The organism is Paenibacillus sp. ov031 (genome assembly GCF_900143165.1).
Classification (GTDB): Bacteria; Bacillota; Bacilli; order Paenibacillales; family Paenibacillaceae; genus Paenibacillus; species Paenibacillus marchantiae.
Genome location: NZ_FRDO01000004.1, coordinates 621,472 through 638,981 on the forward strand (window position 1 = coordinate 621,472; position 17,510 = coordinate 638,981).

General features: G+C 46.2%; 16 protein-coding genes and 1 tRNA gene. 2 read left to right on the plus strand and 15 right to left on the minus strand.

Annotated features, from left to right (window positions below; all coding sequences use genetic code 11):
• Positions 1 to 8: 8 nt before the first annotated feature.
• The 5 genes from recJ to BUA17_RS20290 form a co-directional block, all read right to left on the minus strand.
• Positions 9 to 2,417 (minus strand): single-stranded-DNA-specific exonuclease RecJ, encoded by a 2,409-nt coding sequence (gene recJ / locus BUA17_RS20270; RefSeq protein ID WP_072734770.1) that lies wholly within the window; start codon positions 2,415 to 2,417, stop codon positions 9 to 11.
• A 39-nt stretch (positions 2,418 to 2,456) separates the two neighbouring features.
• Positions 2,457 to 3,422, minus strand: a complete 966-nt coding sequence (locus tag BUA17_RS20275) for a cation diffusion facilitator family transporter (protein ID WP_063567708.1) — start codon at positions 3,420 to 3,422, stop codon at positions 2,457 to 2,459.
• A 74-nt stretch (positions 3,423 to 3,496) separates the two neighbouring features.
• A complete protein-coding gene (gene secF, locus BUA17_RS20280; RefSeq protein WP_064635842.1) occupies positions 3,497 to 4,405 on the minus strand; it encodes a protein translocase subunit SecF in 909 nt (302 codons plus the stop codon).
• Positions 4,395 to 5,645 (minus strand): protein translocase subunit SecD, encoded by a 1,251-nt coding sequence (gene secD / locus BUA17_RS20285; protein ID WP_072734771.1) that lies wholly within the window; start codon positions 5,643 to 5,645, stop codon positions 4,395 to 4,397. The genes secF and secD overlap by 11 nt, the downstream gene beginning before the upstream one ends.
• A gap of 90 nt (positions 5,646 to 5,735) precedes the next feature.
• Positions 5,736 to 5,975, minus strand: coding sequence for a post-transcriptional regulator (locus BUA17_RS20290; RefSeq protein ID WP_175383441.1), 240 nt, complete (start codon positions 5,973 to 5,975; stop codon positions 5,736 to 5,738).
• 223 nt (positions 5,976 to 6,198) lie between these two features.
• Between BUA17_RS20290 and spoVB the strand changes: the two genes are divergently transcribed.
• Complete coding sequence (spoVB, locus tag BUA17_RS20295; RefSeq protein ID WP_063567707.1) at positions 6,199 to 7,800, plus strand: stage V sporulation protein B; 1,602 nt, start codon at positions 6,199 to 6,201, stop codon at positions 7,798 to 7,800.
• A 3-nt stretch (positions 7,801 to 7,803) separates the two neighbouring features.
• Here spoVB and BUA17_RS20300 read toward each other — a convergent pair whose 3' ends face one another.
• Positions 7,804 to 8,526: a YetF domain-containing protein gene (locus BUA17_RS20300; RefSeq protein WP_072734816.1), complete on the minus strand. Its 723-nt coding sequence runs from the start codon at positions 8,524 to 8,526 to the stop codon at positions 7,804 to 7,806.
• A gap of 222 nt (positions 8,527 to 8,748) precedes the next feature.
• Here BUA17_RS20300 and BUA17_RS20305 point away from each other — a divergent pair, with 222 nt between their 5' ends.
• On the plus strand, positions 8,749 to 9,141 hold the full coding sequence (locus BUA17_RS20305; protein WP_053779103.1) for a TIGR04086 family membrane protein: 393 nt from the start codon (positions 8,749 to 8,751) through the stop codon (positions 9,139 to 9,141).
• A gap of 133 nt (positions 9,142 to 9,274) precedes the next feature.
• On the opposite strand, the gene yajC is transcribed toward BUA17_RS20305, so the two are convergent.
• From yajC to BUA17_RS20350, 9 genes are all read right to left on the minus strand, one after another.
• Positions 9,275 to 9,586 carry a preprotein translocase subunit YajC gene (yajC, locus tag BUA17_RS20310; RefSeq protein ID WP_072734772.1) on the minus strand — a complete coding sequence of 104 codons (312 nt, stop codon included), beginning with the start codon at positions 9,584 to 9,586 and terminating at the stop codon, positions 9,275 to 9,277.
• Between the two features lie 67 nt (positions 9,587 to 9,653).
• The gene (gene tgt, locus BUA17_RS20315) at positions 9,654 to 10,790 is read right to left on the minus strand and encodes a tRNA guanosine(34) transglycosylase Tgt (RefSeq protein ID WP_064635839.1); all 1,137 of its coding nucleotides are present in this window, start codon (positions 10,788 to 10,790) and stop codon (positions 9,654 to 9,656) included.
• Between the two features lie 45 nt (positions 10,791 to 10,835).
• A complete protein-coding gene (queA, locus tag BUA17_RS20320; protein ID WP_072734773.1) occupies positions 10,836 to 11,864 on the minus strand; it encodes a tRNA preQ1(34) S-adenosylmethionine ribosyltransferase-isomerase QueA in 1,029 nt (342 codons plus the stop codon).
• 7 nt (positions 11,865 to 11,871) lie between these two features.
• Positions 11,872 to 13,959, minus strand: a complete 2,088-nt coding sequence (locus BUA17_RS20325) for a SpoIID/LytB domain-containing protein (protein WP_072734774.1) — start codon at positions 13,957 to 13,959, stop codon at positions 11,872 to 11,874.
• Between the two features lie 66 nt (positions 13,960 to 14,025).
• On the minus strand, positions 14,026 to 15,036 hold the full coding sequence (gene ruvB / locus BUA17_RS20330; protein ID WP_072734775.1) for a Holliday junction branch migration DNA helicase RuvB: 1,011 nt from the start codon (positions 15,034 to 15,036) through the stop codon (positions 14,026 to 14,028).
• Between the two features lie 55 nt (positions 15,037 to 15,091).
• Positions 15,092 to 15,706: a Holliday junction branch migration protein RuvA gene (ruvA, locus tag BUA17_RS20335; protein ID WP_072734776.1), complete on the minus strand. Its 615-nt coding sequence runs from the start codon at positions 15,704 to 15,706 to the stop codon at positions 15,092 to 15,094.
• Complete coding sequence (gene ruvC / locus BUA17_RS20340) at positions 15,703 to 16,206, minus strand: crossover junction endodeoxyribonuclease RuvC (protein WP_053779097.1); 504 nt, start codon at positions 16,204 to 16,206, stop codon at positions 15,703 to 15,705. Before ruvC ends, ruvA begins: the two co-directional genes overlap by 4 nt.
• 294 nt (positions 16,207 to 16,500) lie before the next feature.
• Positions 16,501 to 17,193: a BofC C-terminal domain-containing protein gene (locus BUA17_RS20345; protein WP_072734777.1), complete on the minus strand. Its 693-nt coding sequence runs from the start codon at positions 17,191 to 17,193 to the stop codon at positions 16,501 to 16,503.
• A 243-nt stretch (positions 17,194 to 17,436) separates the two neighbouring features.
• Positions 17,437 to 17,510, minus strand: a tRNA-Pro gene (locus tag BUA17_RS20350).

Genomic DNA, 17,510 nt, shown 5'->3' on the forward strand with positions numbered 1-17,510 from the left:
ACTTCTATCTAAGATACGCCCTTCATCCGGGATATCATCCATTGTGTCAGCTGAGGGGTCGATGCATCCAGCATCACCTGCTCTGTCTCGGCCATGCTCTCCAGCGCCTGATAACGACGCGAAGCGGTTAGCTCACGCTTGGGTGGGTTATCCACAAACACAATCTTTCCAGCTTCTCGGGTAATGAACGATAACTCCTCAAAAACATCCAACATCATGGTAATCATGCGCGGCGAGCAGCCACACTGACGACTGAGCACAGGAGTGATCTCTTGTTCCTCCACGGGTTCAGCTCTCCATTTGGACACCAGCATATAAATACGCTTGAAGAGTTCTCTGGAGGGCATCTGAAGGCGATCTCGGCGGTTGCCTGATCCGTGCAGAAGGATGATATTCTCGGCTCCGCTGAATAAAGCCAGCATTGCATCAAGTTGTTCCGGGGTTTCCGGCGTATCAAACACAAATAACGTCCGGACCTGTTCCTGCCCATAATGCTGCGCGGCAGCATTGCACGGAAACAAACCGACCTTTCTATCATATACCCAAAGGCACGGTTCATACAATGAATTTCCCTCGGAAACATTCGTTTCTTTCCGAACGATGGCACCAATTGAGCCTGACTTGTATCGTAGATGTATTTCAAGCGAACTCAAGAACTGCTTCATCGCGTTCAGAGGCTCCGTACTACCTCGCAAATCAAACACTTGCGCATGTGGAACCTGGATGTCCTGCAGCATTAATTGTGGTTTCCTCATCCCGTTCCACTCATTAACGGACAACTCGCCCATAACATCAATGATGGAGCCTGGAGGCAGAAACTCAGCTAAAGCTCCCTTGCCAAAAGCGACCGTCTCCAATTGCTGACCATCCTGCTCCAAAACCAGTTTTAGATGGCGTTTTTCACGTCCCATCGTTCGTGTTTCTTTTACAGTCACATTGCGCAATACAAAACGTGGAGAAGGATTACTCATGCCAAACGGCTGGAGTCTATCGATCTCTTGAATAACCTGCAATGGTACATCACTGATTCTGCATTCGTCATCTGCAAGACGATGGGGCACAAAGTCCTCCTCTGTCAGCACGGATGCCGCAAACTCATTCAATCCTGCTTCCAGCTCTTTAAGTTGATCACGATGAAGGCTCATTCCTGCTGCAGCTGGATGACCACCATAATGGTCCATCGTGTGTTTGCAAGCAGTTAATGCCTCATAGATGTCCAGCCCCTCTATGGAGCGTGCTGAGCCTTTACAAGCGCCGCTCTCCGGGTCAATGCCCAGGATAAGCGTTGGCCGATAATACCGTTCAAGTAACTTGGAAGCCACGATACCTACAACTCCAACATTCCAGCCTTCTCCCGCCAAAACGATGACGTCCGGCACTGCTCCGGAATTAAGCTGGATTTTCTGCTCCAACTGGGCTGTCGCTTCCAGAAGTATACCCTCAACAACCTGTTGCCTTTCACGATTCAGCAAATCCAGTTGGCCTGCCAGAGTGTGTGCCTCATCCAGATCCTCGGTTGTAAGCAGCGATACGGCTCGGCCGGCATGATCCAGACGTCCGCTTGCATTAATACGCGGAGCCATTGCAAAGGCAATATTGATTGAGGTGACCTGAGTTTGATCCACACCACTAATTTCAAGCAGAGCACTTACACCAGGCAGACGTGTACCTCGCATGGACTCAACACCATAACTGACGATAACCCGGTTCTCGCCTTCCAAAGGCATCAAATCGGCAACCGTACCAATAGCGGCAATTTCCATCCATTCTCCAGGCACTTCTCCGATCAATGCCTGAGCCAGCTTCAGCGCTACACCCGCACCAGCTAACCCTTTAAAAGGGTAAGGACAGTCCGGAAGCTTGGGATTAATGAGCGTATAAGCCTCAGGCAAAACTTCAGGTGGTTCATGATGATCCGTCACAATGACTTCCATTCCCAGTGTTGCAGCATAAGCAATCTGCTCTACCGCACTGATTCCGGTATCTACCGTAATCACCAGCGTGACTCCTTGTTGATGAGCCCAATCCAAGGCGTGATTGTGTAACCCGTAGCCTTCATTGGAACGATGAGGAATATAGATATCATAAGAAGCACCGAGATAACGCATCAGATGGATCATCAGAGATGTACTGGATACTCCGTCCGCATCGTAGTCCCCATATATTAAAATATGTTCTTCACGCTCAATAGCCTGCTGGATTCGGGGCACAGCTTCTTTCATGCCTAGAAGCAGATAAGGATCATGCATCTGATTCAGATCAGGATGCAGAAATTGTTCTGCCTCTGATTCATTATGAACCCCCCGACTGACCAGCAAACGTCCAACAAGTGATGAAACGGAAAGCGCCTGCGAGAGTCCCGCAGCCGCCTCCAAATCGATATTCGGTGTGTTCCACCGGTATTGCGAATAAAGCAATGATAACGCTCCTTTCCTGATCTACTGAACCAAGCTTCATTACTGAATTAATGTCGCTTCAGGATCTGGCAGTTCATGATTGGATTTATAAGGATATCCAGGATCATAAGGTACAGCCTGGATCTGTACTTCTTTCACATGACTGAAACGAGTTAAGAGAAGTGTCTTCGCCCGGTTCGCAATCTCTTGTGCCTCGAGCACGGAAATTCTAGGGTTCACACTAATGACCAGTTCAATCGTAACATCATGTTCCTGTTCACGTGCTACCAGATGTTCAATCGTAATAATGCCATATACACGCTGCACCGTCTCTTTGAAGTCAAGTGCTTCTTCCTGTTCCAGTTCCTGAACAAGTGAACCATATACGGTATCCACAATCATTCTGTAGCCTTTGTGAAGCACAAAACAGGAAGCGATCAATGCAGCTGCGGGATCCATATATCGAAGAATACTCCACCCCATCGTTTCTCCTGTCATGGAACCTACAATACCGACTAAGACGATAAGTGAACAGTAAAGTGCCCGACGATGTTGCTGTGCATAAGCGAGAGCCTGCGATTGATTTCGTTTACGGAAATATCGGTATTGATATTGAAAGATTGCTTCTTTCACAGCCAATGCTGCAAAAGCTACCACAAGTGCATGGGTATACTTCTCTAGCGATTCTGGTTCATCTCCAGACAGACTACTCAAAGCGGAGATGGCGATCTGCAAACCTCCCATAAGGATGAGCACAGATAATAATACCGAAATTCCAGGTCTCGCGATACGTGAATGTTCCTTTGACCGCTCCCTACGAGCCTTTCTTTTTGTTTGTACAGACTTCGAGGGAAAGAGGCCGGACAATGAAGAAGCAGCTTCTGAAGCAGAGTGAAGGCCGTCTGCAAGCAACGATTTGCTGTTTGCCATATAACCGAACCCAGCCTTGATTACTGCAAGTGTCAAATTCCCGGCGATCCCGCTCCACGTGGCAGCGTGAACAGAAGGGAAACGTTCTCTGGTCATGGCGATGCCCCCCTTAATACTCTACCTAAAGTTGCAAAACCGCGCCTAGCAGACGCGGCTTGACAATACAATGTTTAGTTGGATGCTTTGACAGCTGCTTTAGGTTTCTCTGTTTGTTTACCTTTGAGCGCCAGCCACAAAGGAGCGGCGATGTAGATCGAAGAATATGCACCGAACAACGTTCCGATGACCATAGCAAGTGAGAACATGCGAATGGATTCTCCACCAAAAATAAACAAGCAGAGCGAAGCGACAAACACGGTGAATGTTGTATTCAGGGAACGTGTCATCGTTTGCGCCAAACTGCGGTTGACTACTTCACGCAAATCGGCTTTCGAAGTCTTTTTAGCAAAACGCATATTCTCACGAATCCGGTCGAAGATAACGATTGTATCATTGATCGAGAATCCGACAATGGTCAGTACAGCCGTAATGAAGGTCAGATTCACTTCCAGTCGGAAGATCGAGAACACACTAATAACTACAAATGCATCATGGAAGAGCGCAATGACAGCAGCCAAACCAAACCGCCATTCAAATCGGATAGCTACATAGATCATAATCCCGATACTTGCGATAAGAACCGCGTATATGGCATTACGTTCAAGCTCTTTAGCCATCTCCGGATCAACCGTGTTGACTTCATAAGAAGCGGTTGAATCCAGCTTGGTGAACTCTTGCTTAAACTTGCTTTCCTGATTTTCATCCAGTACGTTCGAGAAACGAACGTTAACCCGATCAGCACCAGGTGTAATATGAACATCTTTTGTGTCAACACCAAGATCACTAACGATGGGCTTAATTTGTTCAGTTGTGATCGCTTTAGATACCGTAATATCAACATTTGAACCTGAACGGAAATCTACCGCATAATTCAATCCCAGAGCCAAAATGCTGATGATACCTGCAATCGTCAAAATGATGGAAAAGGTATAGGCTATCTTACTGCCTTTAATATAATCAAAATTCCAATTAAAGCGCACGAATTTCACTCTCCTTCACTCCGAAGTACTTAGGCTTCTTCAACACGTTAGCCCGCACAAGCAGGGTCAACAGGAAGCGGGAGAAGAAAATATTCGTGATAATGCTGGTCACGATGTCAAAAATCAATACCAGTGCGAAACCTTTAACCGCACCTGTACCCATGAAGAACATAACTGCTGCAGCAATGATGGTTGTAATGTTAGAGTCAATAATCGTACGGAAGGAATGTTTACCTCCTGCTTTAACCGAAGACAATATCGACTTACCACTGCGCATTTCTTCCTTAATCCGCTCGTACGTAATGATGTTGGCATCCACGGCCATCCCTATACCCAGGATAAATGCCGCGATCCCCGGAAGGGTAAGCACGAATTCTCCCATATAGAAGATTGCAAGTACCAACCACGTATGTGTAATTAGGGCAAAACTCGCAATAATCCCCGGAATACGGTACAGACCAATCATGAACACCAGGATAATTACGGAACCAATTAATCCCGCTTTAATCGTCTGGTCCAGAGATAGTTTACCAAGCGTTGCACCAACGCTTTGAGAGTACTTCTCTGTCAGTTTCAACGGCAAAGCGCCCAAATTAATGGTATCGCGAAGCTGATTGGCTTCCTCACGTGAGTAGTTACCCGTGATTTGTGCAGAGCCATCACTCAGCTGCTGCTGCACGGTTGGAGCGGATAGCAGTTGATCATCCAGATAGATAGCCAAAGGTTGTCCAATCAAACGTTTGGTGATTTCAGCAAACTTGGCTTTGTCTTTAACCTGGATATCGATCATCGGTGCGTTCAACTGGCTGAATACCACTTTGGCACCATTCTCCACGAACTCATTTCCCCGAAGCTCGATTTTAGTGTATTCGCCTTCTTTGTCATTCTCAGCTTTACTGCGGAAGGTCATGACAGCAGGCTCTTTCATTTTCGCTCTGACTTCAGCCTCGTCGGTAACCCCGGCCAGCTTCAAGCGGATCCGGTTCGTTCCTTCAGTTGTTACTTCCGGCTCGCTTGTTCCGAGCGCATTGGCACGGCTCTCCAGACTTTTTGCTGTTTGCACCAAAGATGCTTTGGTGACTTGTTGTCCTTGTTCCAGCGGCTCTGCTTCATATAAGATCTCGTAGCCTCCTTTTAAATCAAGGCCCAAGCGTATATTTTTGAGCAGCCCTGGACTTGTGCCCAACATTACTCCTGCGGTCACAAGCACGACCAAAATGAAACTGACGATTCTTTTCATGCCGTTCCTAGATCCCCTTTCGTTCTCAATATTCCTATTATAGCGATGCCGTAAAAAGCAGTCAATTTCCAACAAAAAAGATCCCTTTCGTTAGAAAGAGGACCCCCGGTATGCAGACACGGTCATAAAGTTCATAAAGCTTGTTGCTTTCAGTGACAATATGTCGTTCACCAGTTGGTGAAGCGGTGGAATGCCCTGCTTTTCATATTTATGACTGATGCAATTCCAGACATCTTTGCTGGTGACATATTCGTAACCGACAAGCCTTAATTCCTCTGCCTTGCTGCGGCAGAGCATCTCTATAGACTGTTCCAACTCCACATCATTCATTTCTTCCAACGGGGAGCCTCCCTTCATACATCCAAGCCTTTATGCGGCATCAATATTACATCATTCGACTTTACCCGATCATATTCCTTCTTGCTGGTGATGGATCTTTTTGTTAATCGTGTCCAAGTTGTCATGAGAAGATATTGGACTGGCATAGGATGAAGAACGACGGCTTTGTCCCGTTTATGAATACCTGTACTCCAACCGGGAAAGAGGGGTAGTCTTGAAGAAACAAACTTTTATCCAGGGAGCCATGATCCTGCTCGCCGCAGGCATTATTAATCGGATTCTCGGGTTCATCCCGCGCATTGTGCTGCCACGAGTTATCGGTGCAGAAGGTGTTGGCATCTACCAACTGAGCTATCCCTTTTTCATCGTACTCGTCACATTGATCACTGGCGGTATTCCATTGGCCGTAGCCAAACTCGTAGCCGAAGCGGATACAGGTGCCAACCGTTATTCACCCCAACGGATTCTGCAAATTAGCCTGAGCTTCACACTGACCCTTGGCGTTGTGTTTATGTTTTTGTGCATCATATTCGCTCCATGGGTTACCCGTTATGTTCTAACCGATGAGAGAGTCTATCACACGTTTGTCAGCATGAGCCCTATGATTGCCATCATCGCCGTATCTGCAGTCTACAGAGGGTATTTCCAGGGAAAGCAAAACATGATGCCTACGGCTGTTTCATCAATCGTAGAAACGGTCATTCGTATTATCTGTGTGATCTGGTTTTCCTGGCTCCTCTTGCCCCGAGGAATTGCCCAAGCTGCAGCAGGAGCCATGCTGGGAGCACTTGTTGGTGAATTCATCGGTATGCTCGTATTATTGTGGAACTATGCCAGACAGAAGAAATATATGGATCAACATCTGCCCGTACTCGAATCTCCAATCGAACCCAAACCTGCTATTTCAAAAAACTCAACCGGCTCAGAACCTGGACTTCTTCGTCGTTTACTCGCGATTTCCGTACCTGTAACTGCCGGGCGGTTAGTTGGTTCCCTCTCCTATCTCGCTGAGACGATTGTAACCGCACAGAGTCTAGCTATTGCAGGTATCTCCAAAGGGCTCGCCACGGCCCAGTATGGTGCATTACAAGGTATGATTATACCTCTACTTCTACTGCCGGGAGCCTTAACTTCCTCGTTAGCCACGTCACTTGTCCCCTCATTGTCTGAGGCCTCGGCGCAAGGTGACCGTGCTCTCATACATAAACGGATGCATCAGGCTCTGCGTCTAGCACTCGTAACAGGTGCTCCATTTTCTGTTTTTATGTATGTGCTTGCCGAACCGATGTGTCTTGTTCTGTATAATGATGCATCGATTGGAAGCATGCTTAAGCTCATGGCTCCTTTTGCTTTGTTTATCTACATTCAAGCTCCTCTTCAAGCGGCTCTTCAGGCACTTGATCGTCCAGGAAAGGCACTACTCAATACATTTATTGGTGCTGTCATTAAAATTACGTTGATTTTGGTACTCGCCTCCCGGCCGGAATACGGTATTTTTGGAGCGGTAATTGCCATTTGTGTGAATTCAACGATCGTTACTCTTTTACATGCAAGAAGTGTGCGCAGCCTGTTACAGTTCCGTTTCAAGATGATGGATTGGGTCAAAACAGGCACTGGTATGGTCATCATGGGCGCCGCTACTCTGGTCATTTATGAACAGACTGCATCCTTGCTTCCATTTTGGCTCAGAATGCTTCTCGCGCCCCTTGTTGGTCTGATCGTCTATTTCATTGTTATGGGCTGGACCAAAATGATTGATTTTCATGATCTTTCCCGTGCGCCCTTTATTGGTTCCTGGTTTAAACGCCGTTCTTAAACGTCAGTTATCTTTATCATCTTTGGAACTTACATAAATTTTTCCGTTATGATCGATGGAACAGATAAACACGTCTTTAAAGTCCATAATACCTTTGTGCTGAATCTGATTTTTAAGCCAAAATCTGGTTTTTTGGATCAGCTCAAGGTTTTGATCCTGAACTTTGCCATCCATGATCAATGGCAATGGCAGCCCTTCATATTTGATATTTTCAAACCCTTCTATTTTGTTTTTTCCCGCTTTTTGTTTGGAATTAGATCCTGTCGAACCAGATCCTGATGAGCCGCTGTTGCCGCTCGAAGAACTCTGACCTTTCGGAAAAACAGTTAGCTTGCCTGTGGTCTCCAATATGGCAAATTCCACATCTCCAATGCTGTCTACATTTTGTTCGCGAAGCTGTAGAAGCAGATCATCCAGATTGTAACGCTGCTTTCGCATTTCATCTCGATGTAATTTCCCTTTGGAGATTAACACGGTCGGCTTGCCATCAATCATTAACCGAAGCTTGCGGCTTTTGAGACTGAGAAATGCCATAGCAATCTGCACTACTAGTACCGTCAGCATCGGTACAATACCATGGAATAACGGTTTATTGATATCTTCAATGACAAATGCCGCAATTTCTGCAAGCATGATGGATACGACCAGATCAAACATGGACAGCTTCCCGATCTCACGTTTACCCATTATCCGAATTGAGCCATAGACAATAAAGTACATGAGCATGGTTCGAAAGATATGTGCTCCGACATCTGAGAAATTCACAACAGGGTTCCTCCTTCGGATCTGAATTTTATACAGGTACCTGAAGCGTAATCCCTATTTTGGCCTGAAGCTCACATGCTCATGCAAATATAATCCGTTCATTTAATGGAAAATTCAGTTCATAAGTCAGAGGGCTTGACCATACACTGTATTAATTTCAAACTTGTACAAGGGGGTCGCTTCATGCAGTTGATTCGCCGAATGGTTTCATTTCGAATGTCTAACCCGATTCTTTCGGGCCTCTGTCATGCTTTTGTGTGGATGATGTTAGGCGCACTGATTCTATCCTTCTTTCTCTGGATGACCGGAATGCGGGAACAGGATCTTTCCCTGTATACGTACGTTGTTCATGGCTTGTCCTTGCTGGTTGGTGGCTTTGTATCTGGCAAGAGGTCAGGTGAGCGAGGATGGTACCACGGAGGTATTACCGGAATCGTCTACGGACTTATTGTATTGCTGATTGGGTTTCTGGCACTCGACGCCTCGTTCAATTGGAAAGACAGTCTGCAGCTTGCAAGTGCATTTCTGATTTCTGCACTAGGCGGTATATTTGGAGTCAACACACGAAGATCATAGAAGATCGGGGTGTAACGGTTATTTGAGAAAAAGAAAAAGAGAACCGGGTCTCCATGGAGATCCAGTTCTCTGATAGTGAAAAATACGCTGCAAACGTACTCATAGCCTTACAGGCTTTTTGAACATCTATGATTTATTCAGCCGTTTCACGTGCAACTGCACTGCTAATTGCATTACGATCGAATGTCAGTTTAGTAACATCGTTTACACGCAATACAACCACATCATCCGTGATTTCAGCAATCGTTCCGTGAAGACCGCCGATTGTAACAATTTTATCGCCTTTTTTCAATTGTCCTAACATGGAATTACGTTGCTTCTGTTTTTTGTTCTGTGGACGAATCATCAAGAAGTAAAAAATTGCAACCATGAGTACCAAGGGTACAATCAAAGATACAATTCCACCGCCAGCTGGAGTTGCTGATGCAGTCATTGCCTGAAACATGTAAAATTCCCCCTTATCGACTATACGTACAGATAATGCTTGTTACTTCGGTTCCGCAAAAACCTGGTCAGAAACCTTTGTCATTGTCATGAAGACCATATTGATCGAAAAATTCATCCCGGAAATCAAGCAAACGATCTTCCATTATGGCTTTACGCACATTGCGCATCAAATTCTGCAAGAAATGAAGATTGTGGATGGTCGTCAAACGTAAGCCAAACGTTTCATCCGCTTTGATTAAATGACGCAAATAGGCTCTTGAATAGTTACGACAAGTATAGCAATCACATTCAGGGTCTAGTGGCCCAAAATCAGTTGCAAACTTGGCATTACGAACTACCAGACGTCCTTGGCTGGTCATCGTTGTTCCGTTACGGGCAATTCGGGTAGGCAGAACACAATCGAACATATCCACACCGCGAATCGATCCCTCAATCAATGCATCGGGTGAACCAACACCCATTAGATAGCGTGGTTTATTGGACGGCAACAAAGGAATTGTGTAATCCAATACACCATACATCAAATGTTTCGGTTCTCCAACACTCAGTCCACCAATAGCATAACCCGGGAAATCCATGGAAGTCAAATCTGCCGCGCTCTGGCGACGAAGATCTTCATGCATGCCTCCCTGTACGATAGCAAACAGCCCTTGATCATTGGGACGAGCATGACTTTCCAGACAACGTTCTGCCCAGCGGCTCGTTCTTTCAAGTGATTTTTTCACATATTCATACTCAGCCGGATAAGGCGGGCACTCATCAAATGCCATCATAATATCGGAGCCCAGTGCATTCTGGATTTCCATTGCCACTTCGGGCGAGAGGAATTTTTTATCTCCGTTTAGATGGGAGCGGAAGTTAACGCCTTCCTCCGTAATTTTGCGCATCTCACTCAGAGAAAACACTTGGAACCCGCCACTGTCAGTCAAAATCGGGCGATCCCAGTTCATAAATTTGTGCAATCCGCCTGCCTGACGAATAATTTCATGGCCAGGTCTCAGGAACAGATGGTAAGTATTGCTCAGAATAATCTGTGCATCCATCTCTTTCAGTTCTTCGGGACTCATCGTCTTCACCGTGGCCTGTGTTCCTACAGGCATGAAGGTTGGTGTCTCAATAATACCGTGAGGTGTATGTACACGTCCCAAACGAGCTCCGGATTGTTTACAGGTTTTGATATGTTCGTACGTAATTGCTGCCATTGGTTTTAATCATCCTCTAAAAATTAATCGTAATACCTTCATATCTTAATAAATCAACATGGCATCGCCAAAGCTGAAGAAACGATATTGTTCTTTAATTGCTTCCTCATATGCATGCATGATTTGTTCTCTACCCGCCAGCGCACTGACCAACATGACCAATGTGGATTTGGGGAGATGAAAATTCGTAAGCATCCCGTCGATTACTTTGAAAGTATATCCCGGATAGATAAAGATTTTGGTCCAGCCGCTGCTCTCTTGCAACTGCCCGTCTTCAAACTTGCTTCCTACCGTTTCAAGTGTTCGACAACTTGTCGTTCCTACAGCAAATATACGGTTGCCACGTTTTTTCGTTTCATTAATTAGATCCGCCGTCTCTTGAGACAAAGAATAGTATTCCTCATGCATGACATGCTCTTCAACTTTGTCAACTGACATAGGCCGAAATGTTCCGAGTCCAACGTGAAGCGTGATGAAAGCTACATTAACGCCTTTATCCCGAATCCGGTTTAGCAATTCATCTGTAAAATGTAATCCTGCTGTCGGGGCAGCGGCCGATCCTTCATGTTTCGCATATACCGTTTGATACCTTTCGCGGTCGTCCAGCGTCTCTCTGATATAAGGAGGCAGCGGCATTTCACCCAAACGATCCAGTATCTCTTGAAAAATCCCATCATAGGAGAACGTAAGCAAACGCGCACCCATTTCGCCTTCCTCATCAATGACTGCCCTGAGCTCGTCACTAAAAACGATAACCGAACCGGCTTTCAGCTTCTTGCCTGGTTTAACCAAAGCTTCCCAACGATCGCCCTCCACGTTTTTGAGCAGAAGCACTTCAGCCTTTGCCCCCGTGTCCTCTTTGGTTCCGAACAAACGCGCTGGAAGAACACGTGTATCATTCAACACCAGTGTATCTCCAGGCTGAAGGAAGTCGATAATATCAGGAAACGTGTGATGGTTAACCTCACCGCTTTCCTTATTTAAGGTAAGCAACCGGGACGCCGTGCGGTCAAGCAGTGGCGTCTGTGCAATTAATTGCTCCGGCAATTCAAAATCATATAAGTTCACATTCATATTAGATTCATTCCTTAACAATAGTCGCATTTTGATAATAGTGTTTCAATATTGCCTGGTAATCATACCCTTCATCAGCCATGCCTTTGGCACCCCATTGGGACAAACCTAATCCGTGCCCATTACCCTGACCGATGATCATGAAGCTTTGGCCCTGAGTTACAGCTCGAGCTTGACCATCACCACTCATAACCACAAGAGCATTACCGGATGAAGTTCCTGTGCCCGAGGCAGATAGTACAGCAGCACCCTGTGAGCCGGTTTTGCTTGCTGTTTTGCCGTCAGCGCCTAATACAGTATAACTTCCGGTCCCTGCAATATCAAATAAAGTACTCGGTAATCCACCTAAAGCAGAGCGGTATGTATCTGCATATTTTACCGTCATGGGCTGGCCGTTGGCTGTAACTTCAAGTGCCCTTCCTGATGGCCCACGCTTGGTCACTTCGAGCGTTGAGATCGAAGATGGAACAGTAGAAGTCGTTTTACCCTGCAGGGTTTTAACCAACTGGGCTGACGTGAATGGCCCTCTTACCCAAGCATAATCGTTGGACTGCGGCACTTTGGCCAGAACAACAGCCTCGTTGCCTGGATTCATTTTCGCTACCGGATCAACATTGGATTGAATTAACGGAACGGAACGCACATTGGTATTTTGGGCAGTAACCGTCACTTTGGCTAAACCCGCATCCGTTTTGGTCGTTAAATCTTTTACATTATCCTCGCGGATATATCCGCTGACTCCTGTACTTAACAGCACATGATACCATGTCTGTAATCCAGCTTGAGCCGATGTATCTCCAGGACTATCTACATTAATGAACACATCCGCGCCCCCATTCCATACCTCGGATGGGTGAGCAGTCTGTCCCCCTGCATTGGAAGAGAACACAGCTTCTACGATTTTACCACCGCTCTTGATGACTTCTCCAGAAGTAGCATCAACCGCGCTGGAGACTTTATCATTCTCTGAACCCATTCCGTTGTACGCCTGACTGAGCGTGGTATCCACAACGTTGGCAATTTTAAAACGATCTCCCTGTTGAAGCGCATAAGAGCGTGCAGCGACAGCCTGTACTTTCAGCGCTTCTGCTGGCCAGGATGAATACACTTCTGCACCAACAACAGAGTATAAATATTGCTCCAGTGGAACTACATTAACCAAAGCCAAATCCCCGCTTACAATGCTAATTTCCATGTCACCGCGATATGTCCGTCCGGAACGTTCCACCACTTTGATTCCACTACCGTCTCCTTGCACAAACGCCTTGGCCTCACTGCCGGCAATAGTGTAATGCGGAGCTGTTTTAAGTGTATCCGTGCTTAACCCGGCATCCTGGCGGATGATAAGCGCAGCACTATTACTATTTACCGGAGACAGGTTTACTCCTGGAACACTGGCTTCCACACTTTTTTTGAATGCAGACAGATCAGCATCTGATGAGGCTTCTCCCACCCATACAGCATACCCTTGACTCCCTCCATCCAGTTGAAGCACCGTATAGGAACTAACTCCTGCCGATGAAAGGGATGCTTGTGCCGCTTCTGCCTCTGGAAGTGAGCTGTAGACTCCTGCAGACAGACGCTTGCTGCCCGTCACCGCTGGTTTTTGTCCACCTAGTTGGGCTGCAGCCACTTTTTGTACACGTGCTACCGCTTGTCCAGCCAACGCCTCTGTTGCATAGTTTCCGGTGTAGAGTTGATAGGTCGCTTTACCATTCAGAGACGTTGTAAACAACAACGGTTTATCACTAGTGGCCTGCAACAATTTTGCGGCTGTTGCTGCCGTTTTGAAATCCCCTGTTTCCAACACTTTGACGCGGAATCCATCCGCACTGAAACGGATTTGTCCTGCTGGAAGAGTTATACTTGCTCCGCTTTCCGAACCAATATTCCATTTTCCACTCGACTCAAGCGTAATCAGTGGTGTTGTCGATTTATACGTACTTCCCAGGTTCGCAAACATGGCTACCCGGATCATCTGCCCATCACCTTCAGCGGCATAAACCGGCACTTGCAGGCATCCTACCGTCAACAGAGCTGCAGCCAACACCTTCAAACGCCGACTCCACTTCCTTGTTTGTATTGCTTTCACGATCAGTCTCCTCTCCCTGTTTGTCCCAAGTTGTATATTAAGATGAATCTCATTGATATATAGTCACAATTATTTGGCGTCTCTCGGTGGAACTGGCAAACCCAGTTGATGATAGGCCAGGTCCGTTACAATTCTGCCCCTCGGTGTGCGTTGAAGCATGCCAATCTGCAATAGATAAGGCTCGTAGACATCCTCAATGGTCTGACTCTCCTCACCAATCGTAGCGGCAATCGTATCCAGACCCACAGGGCCTCCCCGGAAACTGTTAATCATTGATTTGAGCATTTTATGATCGATCTCGTCCAGACCACGCGGATCAATCTGAAGACGTTGCAGCGCTTCTTCCGCCAGAGCCTGTGTGATGATACCATCACCCCGTACCTGGGCAAAGTCACGCACTCTTTTTAGCAGTCGATTGGCAATCCTCGGTGTCCCACGGGAGCGCAATGCGATCTCTTCGGCGGCATTACCAACAATCTCCACCCCTAGAATCTCTGAGGCCCGTGAGACGATGTAGGCCAGCTCATCCACCGTGTAGAACTCCAGTCGACTGATAACACCAAACCGGTCTCTGAGAGGCGCAGAAAGCAAGCCTGCACGGGTTGTAGCACCAATCAGCGTAAAGGATGGCAGATCAAGACGTACGGAGCGGGCACTTGGCCCTTTTCCGATCATGATATCCAACGCGAAGTCTTCCATGGCGGGATACATCACTTCTTCTACCGTCCGATGAAGGCGATGAATCTCATCAATAAACAGGACATCCCCTTCTTGCAGGTTTGTAAGTAATGCAGCTAGATCACCTGGGCGTTCAATCGCCGGTCCCGATGTTGTACGTAAGTTAACACCCAATTCATTGGCAATGATATTGGCAAGTGTTGTTTTACCCAGTCCAGGCGGGCCATATAACAACACATGATCGAGCGCCTCATTGCGCATCTTGGCGGCTTCAATGTATATTTTCAAATTCTCCTTGACCTGGTTCTGCCCGATATATTCATTCAAATACCGGGGACGAAGGCTAAGCTCCACAGCTTGATCCTCCATCATCAGGTTCGCGGAAATAATCCGGTCATCCATGTTCATCCCTACCTTTTTTATGCGGCTTACTGCTCTATTATAGAGGCAAAATTAATTATCCCGTAAACAGCATTTGCAGTGCCCGTTTCATCAACACATCAACAGAATCGGCCGAAGTAACCTCTTTCTTCAGTTTGAGCCATACTTTATCCAGTTCACTGTCGGTATAACCCAGCGCCTTAAGACCTTCACGTGCCTCATCCCAGGCAGAGCCGCTTCCTGCTTCTTCCGAAGGAGGAGCAAACAAACCTGTTGCATACGTGGCAGCACCGAAACCATCCAATTTGTCCTTAAGGTCCAGTATCATACGCTGCGCTGTTTTCTTACCAATCCCCGGCAGTTTGGTCAGGAACGTCAGATTCTCTTGATAAATTGCAGTCACGACATGGTCCGGCGTACCGCCAGCGAGTATACCCAGAGCAACTTTGGGTCCAATACCTGATACCTCGATCAGCTTGCGAAATAACTTCTGTTCTTCACGAGTCCCAAAACCAAACAGCAACATCGCATCTTCACGTACATGGTGATGGGTATACACCATAATTTCGCCTTCTTGCTTCGCAAATGCAAAAGGATTCGGACAGAATACACGATAACCAACGCCATGTACATCAAGCACAATATATTCATTTTCCAGATGTACGAACTGTCCTCTTAGGAAATCAATCATTTTCGCAATACCTCATTCAACTTAGAGTTTAATGTATATGAGTGTGCATGACACACTGCTACAGCCAAAGCATCTGCTACGTCATCCGGCTTCGGAATCACCTGTAAACGTAAAAACATTTTGACCATCTCCTGCACTTGCCGCTTCTCTGCTTTTCCGTATCCAACAATCGCCTGCTTAATTTGCATCGGCGTATATTCGGCAATAGGCAGTCCCTTCTGGGCAGCAGCCAGTACCATAACACCTCTAGCCTGACTTACAGACATCGCTGTTGTGACGTTACGATTGAAAAAAAGTTTCTCCAGTGCTACCGCGTCCGGTTTATATTTATCAATCAGCTGTACCATGCCCTCATATACATGAAGCAGCCGTTCCTCTTCAGGGGTATGAGCTTCTGTCTGAATACAGCCATATTGTACAGGTGTTACCTTACTGCCGATTTTATCCACAAAACCAAAACCGACAATCGCAATCCCCGGGTCAATTCCCAAAAAACGCAAATCCATCTCTCCCTTACAAAAGCGAACATATGTATCGTTCATTTCATTATAACAAAAGATAGGCCCTACGGCAGGAAAAACTTTGTCCTTCCATATACTCGCCTCAATTCGTGAATAACCTACAATCTTTATCTCCTATATTCAGGTGTATCGGTCATGGAACGACAAAAAGGACATCTTTCGATGTCCTTCGTTTCCCCTCGTATGTTATATGACCTACGAATATCCTTCCACCAGAAACTTCTCCTCTACTGGATGTAAACAGATCCACTCAATGCAGATCAGCCTGTTCTTTTATCCGCCATTACGGATTTCTTTATTGGCCTCATCCACCGCATAATCGCTGAACGTAGAGATTACACTGTCGTACTCATCCTTGTCCTGAATACGAATACCCTGCTGCAATTGCTCCAACACACCTTCAGGCAATGATGTCTCTAACGTGCCTACGTCCATTTGAAAAAAAGTACGGATGACTTTCTCTTCTGTGGGCCGTCCTTCATAAAGATTGAGATTACCCACAGCATCTATGCTAATATACGCCTGCTCTTTACATAATGGAGAAAGATCATCCACATGTTGCTTAATGCGTAACACTTCTGCCGATTCAACCTGAGCACCCCAATCCGGATGTTGAACGAGCAGCATCTTCAATTGAGGAATCGCCATCTTACCTAATTGTTCCGTTTCTACCCCACAGATATATTGCGTCTCCAATACAACACTCGTTAAACGGTCCGGATCAGACCCGAGTTGTTCCATCAAAGTCTGAATTTCTTGCTCTGACCTTTGTTCACTCGCAGCAGGTCCCATTACAGATACAGCCTCACTGAAATTGGTCGTTAATAAACGCTCAATCGCAGAAGAAATCGGCAAACCACTGTAAGCCAGTATAGCTACGGCAACCAAAGCTGCAGTCATCCACACTGTTCTTTTCCATCGACGCCAGCGTCTCTTAAATTGTTTTTTGAAGTTAAACGTGTTCACATGAACCCCTTCTATCACTTTTTAAACCTATTGTGACCGAAAGAACTGGGGTTTATGCAAAATTAACCTAAGGCACCAGCAATACTTTGCGCTTGAGCTTAAACAGGATGAGATCTATATTATTTATACCTTATTAAAGGTTGCCATGAATTAAGAGGTTGTGATTGCATAAAATAGAATTAACTTTTAAAGAAAAATAAAAATACGGACTATCTATAAATAGATAATCCGTATTTTTTGAGATCGGGATGACACGATTTGAACATGCGACCCCCTGGTCCCAAACCAGGTGCTCTACCAAGCTGAGCTACATCCCG

Coding starts and splice junctions, on each gene's coding strand:
- BUA17_RS20275 (WP_063567708.1), bottom strand. CDS start 3,422: ATGACCAGAGAACGTTTCCCTTCTGTTCACGCTGCCACGTGGAGCGGG.
- secD (WP_072734771.1), bottom strand. CDS start 5,645: ATGAAAAGAATCGTCAGTTTCATTTTGGTCGTGCTTGTGACCGCAGGA.
- BUA17_RS20290 (WP_175383441.1), bottom strand. CDS start 5,975: ATGAATGATGTGGAGTTGGAACAGTCTATAGAGATGCTCTGCCGCAGC.
- BUA17_RS20300 (WP_072734816.1), bottom strand. CDS start 8,526: ATGCTCATGTACTTTATTGTCTATGGCTCAATTCGGATAATGGGTAAA.
- BUA17_RS20305 (WP_053779103.1), top strand. CDS start 8,749: ATGCAGTTGATTCGCCGAATGGTTTCATTTCGAATGTCTAACCCGATT.
- yajC (WP_072734772.1), bottom strand. CDS start 9,586: ATGTTTCAGGCAATGACTGCATCAGCAACTCCAGCTGGCGGTGGAATT.
- tgt (WP_064635839.1), bottom strand. CDS start 10,790: ATGGCAGCAATTACGTACGAACATATCAAAACCTGTAAACAATCCGGA.
- queA (WP_072734773.1), bottom strand. CDS start 11,864: ATGAATGTGAACTTATATGATTTTGAATTGCCGGAGCAATTAATTGCA.
- ruvB (WP_072734775.1), bottom strand. CDS start 15,036: ATGGATGACCGGATTATTTCCGCGAACCTGATGATGGAGGATCAAGCT.
- ruvA (WP_072734776.1), bottom strand. CDS start 15,706: ATGATTGATTTCCTAAGAGGACAGTTCGTACATCTGGAAAATGAATAT.